This is a genomic window from Intestinibacter sp., assembly GCF_051866655.1.
Taxonomy (GTDB): domain Bacteria; phylum Bacillota; class Clostridia; order Peptostreptococcales; family Peptostreptococcaceae; genus Intestinibacter.
Genome location: NZ_JBJDXL010000176.1, coordinates 1 through 5,295, shown reverse-complemented (window position 1 = coordinate 5,295; position 5,295 = coordinate 1). Strand labels below are relative to the sequence as shown.

The window sequence follows — 5,295 nt, the reverse complement described above, 5'->3', positions numbered from 1 at the left end:
TATTCTTCTTCTAAGTTTTTGCCTATCTCCTCAACAGTTTTTTTACCGTCTATTTGTAAAAAGATGAAGCTACCATATTCATCAAGTTTAATTTTTTTATAAAGAGGAATTCTAAATTTTAATTTTCTAAAAAACTTTTGTATAGGATGATCTTGCTTTTCTAAGATTGTTACGATCTTATCATCAACCTCATAATCTATAGTATCTGAAATTTTAAATACTAATTTTAAAGCATCTTCATTATTCATTTGCTTTATCCTTAACGCGTGAGTTTAATATAGGAATAGCAGTTAATATTACTAATATAACTAATAATACAACAGCCATACCATTTCCTGCAGCAAATCCACTAGGAGCATGTCCACCAACTAAACCAGTTACTTGACAGATTATACCTATAAGTCCAAGTATAGAACCACCAGCAACAAGTCCTGAAGATAAACTTATACCATTACTAACTTTAACTTCTTTTTCTTCATCACTCTTAGTAGTTCTTTCAATAAATTCACGTACTAAAGCACCTACTAATATTATAGAAGTAGTTGAAATTGGTAAGTAGAATCCGATAGCAACTGTCATTATAGGTAAGTTTAGGAAGTGTAATACTATTGCCATAAATACACCAACTATTATCATAACCCATGGAAGCTCTCCAGACATTATACCAGATGTAAGTGTAGACATTAAGTTAGCTTGAGGTAAAGCAAATGGAGGATTATCTCCAGTTATTTTTAATTGTTCAGTTAATAAAACCATAACTCCAACAACAACTATAACACCAACTACAGCAGATATTGTAAAGTAACGTTGCATTTCATTTTTATTTCCACCAATAACAAATGTTACTTTTTGAGATTGGCAATATCCACCAGCTATTGCTATAGCAACAACTATAAATGAACCAAATAAAAGTAAAGATTTGTTATCTGCTTTAGAAGTCCATCCCATAGCAACAAATACTACAGTAACTATAACTAATGAAGCTATTGTCATACCAGATACAGGAAGGTTAGAAGTACCTATAGTTCCTGTTAATCTACCAGCTACTATAACGAATAATAGAGATAATACAAATGATAAAATAGCTCCAACTATAGTCATTACTATGCTTCCAGATATTATAAATGAAGCAATAAGACCTATAACAGTACCAGCTAATAATATTATTAAATGAGCAGAAGAACCTTCGCCTTCAGATGAAGATGATTTTGCATTAAGAGTTTCTTTTACTGAAGCTATTATAGTAGGTATAAGTTTTATTGCACCGATTATACCACCACATAACATCATACCAGCACCTATATATTTAACATAAGATCCAGATATATCTCCAACAGACATTTGGTTTACTGCAAGTGAAGCATTATTCCATACCATAACACCATCATTTGCCATTTCAGCGAAATAAGCAAGTAAAGGTGTTATACCAAATGCTGATAGGATTGAACCAGCAAACATAGTTAAAGAAACGTCAAGACCTACTATAAATCCAATTCCTAATAAAAGTGGATTAACTTCTAAGTCAAATTTCCATTTGTAAAATGATTTACCTGCAAAAGACATAACATTATTTGTTAAGTTTAGGAAAGAACTTGAAAGTGTATTTAAAACACCACCTATAACAAATCCGATTCCCATAAATTTCATTGAATCTCCACCTGCATCTGATGCTACTAGAGTTTCAGATATAGCCATAGCTTCGGGATACATAAGTTCGCCATGTTGATCAATTATTAAATAGTTATAAACAAGTGAAGCTATTCCTATACCAAATAGTACTCCACCTATACCAACTGCTAAACCTTCTAAGAAAGTAAACTCACTACCTATTAATATAACAGAAGGTAATACGAATATAAGACCACTAGCAACAGATTCTCCACCACTAGCCATACCTTGAACTAAGTTTCTACCAAGGATTCCTTTTTGTTTTGCAAATACTGCAACAAGAGCTGAACCTAAAATTGCACCAGGAATACCAGCAGCAACAGTAAGACCTGCCTTCATTCCTGAATAAGCTGTAGAAGCTGCGAATATAGCAGCAAATATGATACCGATAATTAATACAGCAATATTTCCTCCAAGTTTTGAACTATCTGTGACATATGGGATATAGTCTTTTCCAGCTACTCCACCATATGCCTCTTTTGGTAATTTTTTATCCAAATTACATACCCCCTTCATATTTGTTTAAATTAATTTTTATATTAGTATTGATTCATACTTTCTAACCAAGCAACTACATAGTCCCAAACATTTTTTACTGAAGATATACTTACATGTTCATTTGGAGTGTGAACATCATAAGTATTAGGACCTATTGATATAGCTTCGCATCCATCCATCTTTTTAAGGAATAATCCACATTCAAGACCAGCATGGATTGTTAGTATTTTAGGATCGTTTCCTGTTAATTTTTTATAAGTTTCTATACTTATTTCTTCTAATTTAGAGTCAACTGCTCTTTCCCAAGATGGATAGTGATCAGTTTCTTCATATTCAGCACCTAAAGCTTTAGCAACTAATTTTACATTGTTATTTATCCATTCTTTTCTAGTGTCAACAGAACTTCTTGTAGTTGCTTCAAATGTCATAACATCATCTTTAGTTGTTACAACACCTAAGTTTATAGAGCTTTCTACTAGGCCTGGTATATCTGCACACATAGTTTGAATTCCAGATGGTATTAAGTTTAAAAGTTGAATTACTTTATTTTTGCATTCAGTAGTTAAAACCTTTTCGAAAGTAGTTTCGCTTAATTCTATTTTTACATCTGGATCTGCAATTCTGTATTCATGCTTGAATATAGCTTCTATTTTAGATAATTCTTCTTTTAATTGAGCTATATCTTTTGCATCTACAGCTATAACAGCATCACATTCACGAGGGATAGCGTTTGTCTTAAGACCACCATTTACGCTTATTAAATCGTAATCAACTGTTAATAAATCTAATATTCTACCCATTAATTTATTAGAGTTAGCATGGTTTTTGTCTATTTCCATTCCTGAATGTCCACCTAAAAGACCTTTTAATTCTATTAGCATTCCTTGTCTTTCAGAAGTAGTGAATTCAAGTGGTAAAGTTGTACAGTTTCTGTTACCTCCAGCACAACCTACTAATATGCATCCTTCTTCTTCAGAGTCTATATTTAACATGTATTTTCCTGTTAAAACACTAGTATCTAAATTCTTAGCTCCTGTCATACCTACTTCTTCATCAGTAGTTATAAGTATTTCTAATTCAGGATGCTTGATTGTATCAGATGCTAATAAAGCCATACCGTAAGCAACTGCTATACCGTTGTCAGCTCCTAAAGTAGTTCCAGTTGCATATATCATGTCATCTACAACTCTTAATTCAATAGGATCTGTTAAGAAATCATGATTTGAATCTTTGTTTTTTTCACAAACCATATCCATATGTCCTTGGATTATTACCCCTGGACAGTTTTCATAACCTGCAGTAGCTGGTTTTTTGATTATTACGTTTGAGTGTTCATCTTGTACATATTGTAAATTTAAATCTTGAGCAAATTTACATAGATAATCACTTATAGCTTTTTCATTACCAGAACCTCTTGGTATTTGAGATATTTTTTCAAAATAATTTAAAACTGATTGAGGTTCTAAACCATTTAGTATCTTTTCCATTTAAAATCAACCCCTTTTCCATATTTTTAAAACTTATCATTTATTAGTATAATATGAAAATACAAAAAGTAAAGTAAAAAATTAACAAAAATTTAATTCTTATTTTAAAAATCATTTAAAAGATTCTGAAAATTGAAAGATTAAAATTGTAAATGTTATAATAATAATAATTAAAAATATATGTTAATTTATTTGATGTAAATGTATAATTAAATGTATCATATATAATATCTAAACATCTGCTATATGGGCAGGTGTATTTTGGTATGCAAAAATATTTTAAATATATTGGGAGGTTTTTAATGGAAAATAGAAAGTACAAAACTAAAGAATTAATAGGAAGATTTCTTCCTTATTTTAGACCATATAAGAAGGTTTTATTATTAGATTTATTCTGTGCGTTTTTAACTACAGGATGTGATTTAATATTACCTATGATATTGAGATTTCTTGCAAATAAAGGAACAGAGGATTTAGCATCAATTACTGTGGAGTTAATAGCGAGTGTGGCAGGTATTTATCTAGTTCTTAGAATAATAGATGCTATTGCAAACTATTATATGACTAGAATCGGTCACGTAATGGGTGCTAGAATAGAGACAGATATGAGAAAGGATGCGTTTGACCATATTCAAAAATTATCTGATTCTTACTTTAATAATACTAAAGTAGGGCAAATCATGTCTAGAATAACTAATGACCTATTTGATGTAACTGAATTCGCTCATCATTGTCCAGAAGAGTTTTTCATAGCAGGAGTAAAAATAATTATATCATTCATACTTTTATCTAGAATAAATATAGCTTTGACTACAATAATATTTATATTCATACCTTTAATGGTCATATTCAGTATGGATCAAAATAGAAAGATGAAGAGAGCGTTTAAGAAACAAAGAGTTCAAATCGGTGAATTAAATTCAAGATTAGAAGATAGTTTACTAGGGGTTAGAGTTGTAAAGGCTTTTGCAAATGAAGAAATTGAAGCGGAGAAATTCAAAAAAGATAACAGTAAATTCCTAGGAACTAAGAAAGAAACATATAAATATATGGCAGGATTTAAGATAATAACTTGCATATTTGATGGGATAATGTATTTAGTTTTATTGATTGCCGGTGGAGCATTTATGATGAAGGGTCTTATCCAACCGGCTGACTTGTTTGTATATACATTATATGTTACAACTTTACTTGCTACAGTTAAGAGAATTGTAGAATTTGCAGAACAATTCCAAAGAGGTATGACTGGTATTGAACGTTTTATAGAAATAATGGATTCTGATATAGAAATATTTGATGATGAAGATGCTGAAGAATTAACTGATGTAAAGGGAAGTATTGAATTTAAAAACGTATCATTTGAATACAACGATACTGACAAAGAAGTTTTAAATGATATTAATTTATCTATAAAAGAAGGAGAAAAGGTAGCATTAGTAGGGCCTTCTGGAGGAGGAAAAACTACTATATGCAATTTAATACCACGTTTTTACGATACTACAGAGGGAAATATTTATTTAGACAATAAAGATATAAAGAAAATTACTTTAAAGAGCTTGAGACAAAATATAGGTATAGTTCAACAGGATGTATATTTATTTGCTGGTACAGTTTATGATAATATAGCTTACGGAAACCCTAA

At 30.4% G+C, this 5,295-nt stretch carries 4 protein-coding genes; 1 reads left to right on the top strand and 3 read right to left on the bottom strand.

Annotation, left to right across the window (positions count from 1 at the left end; genetic code table 11):
* From ACI3VO_RS05370 to ACI3VO_RS05360, 3 genes are all read right to left on the bottom strand, one after another.
* Nucleotides 1-248: PqqD family protein (locus ACI3VO_RS05370; RefSeq protein WP_439756925.1), on the bottom strand; the 248-nt coding region annotated here is incomplete at its 3' end.
* Nucleotides 241-2,166 (bottom strand): OPT family oligopeptide transporter, encoded by a 1,926-nt coding sequence (locus ACI3VO_RS05365; protein ID WP_439756924.1) that lies wholly within the window; start codon nt 2,164-2,166, stop codon nt 241-243. The genes ACI3VO_RS05365 and ACI3VO_RS05370, both read right to left, overlap by 8 nt.
* A gap of 41 nt (nt 2,167-2,207) precedes the next feature.
* A complete protein-coding gene (locus ACI3VO_RS05360; RefSeq protein ID WP_439756923.1) occupies nt 2,208-3,653 on the bottom strand; it encodes an aminoacyl-histidine dipeptidase in 1,446 nt (481 codons plus the stop codon).
* A 302-nt stretch (nt 3,654-3,955) separates the two neighbouring features.
* On the opposite strand from ACI3VO_RS05360, the gene ACI3VO_RS05355 reads away from it, so the two are divergent.
* Nucleotides 3,956-5,295: ABC transporter ATP-binding protein (locus ACI3VO_RS05355; protein ID WP_439756922.1), on the top strand; the 1,340-nt coding region annotated here is incomplete at its 3' end.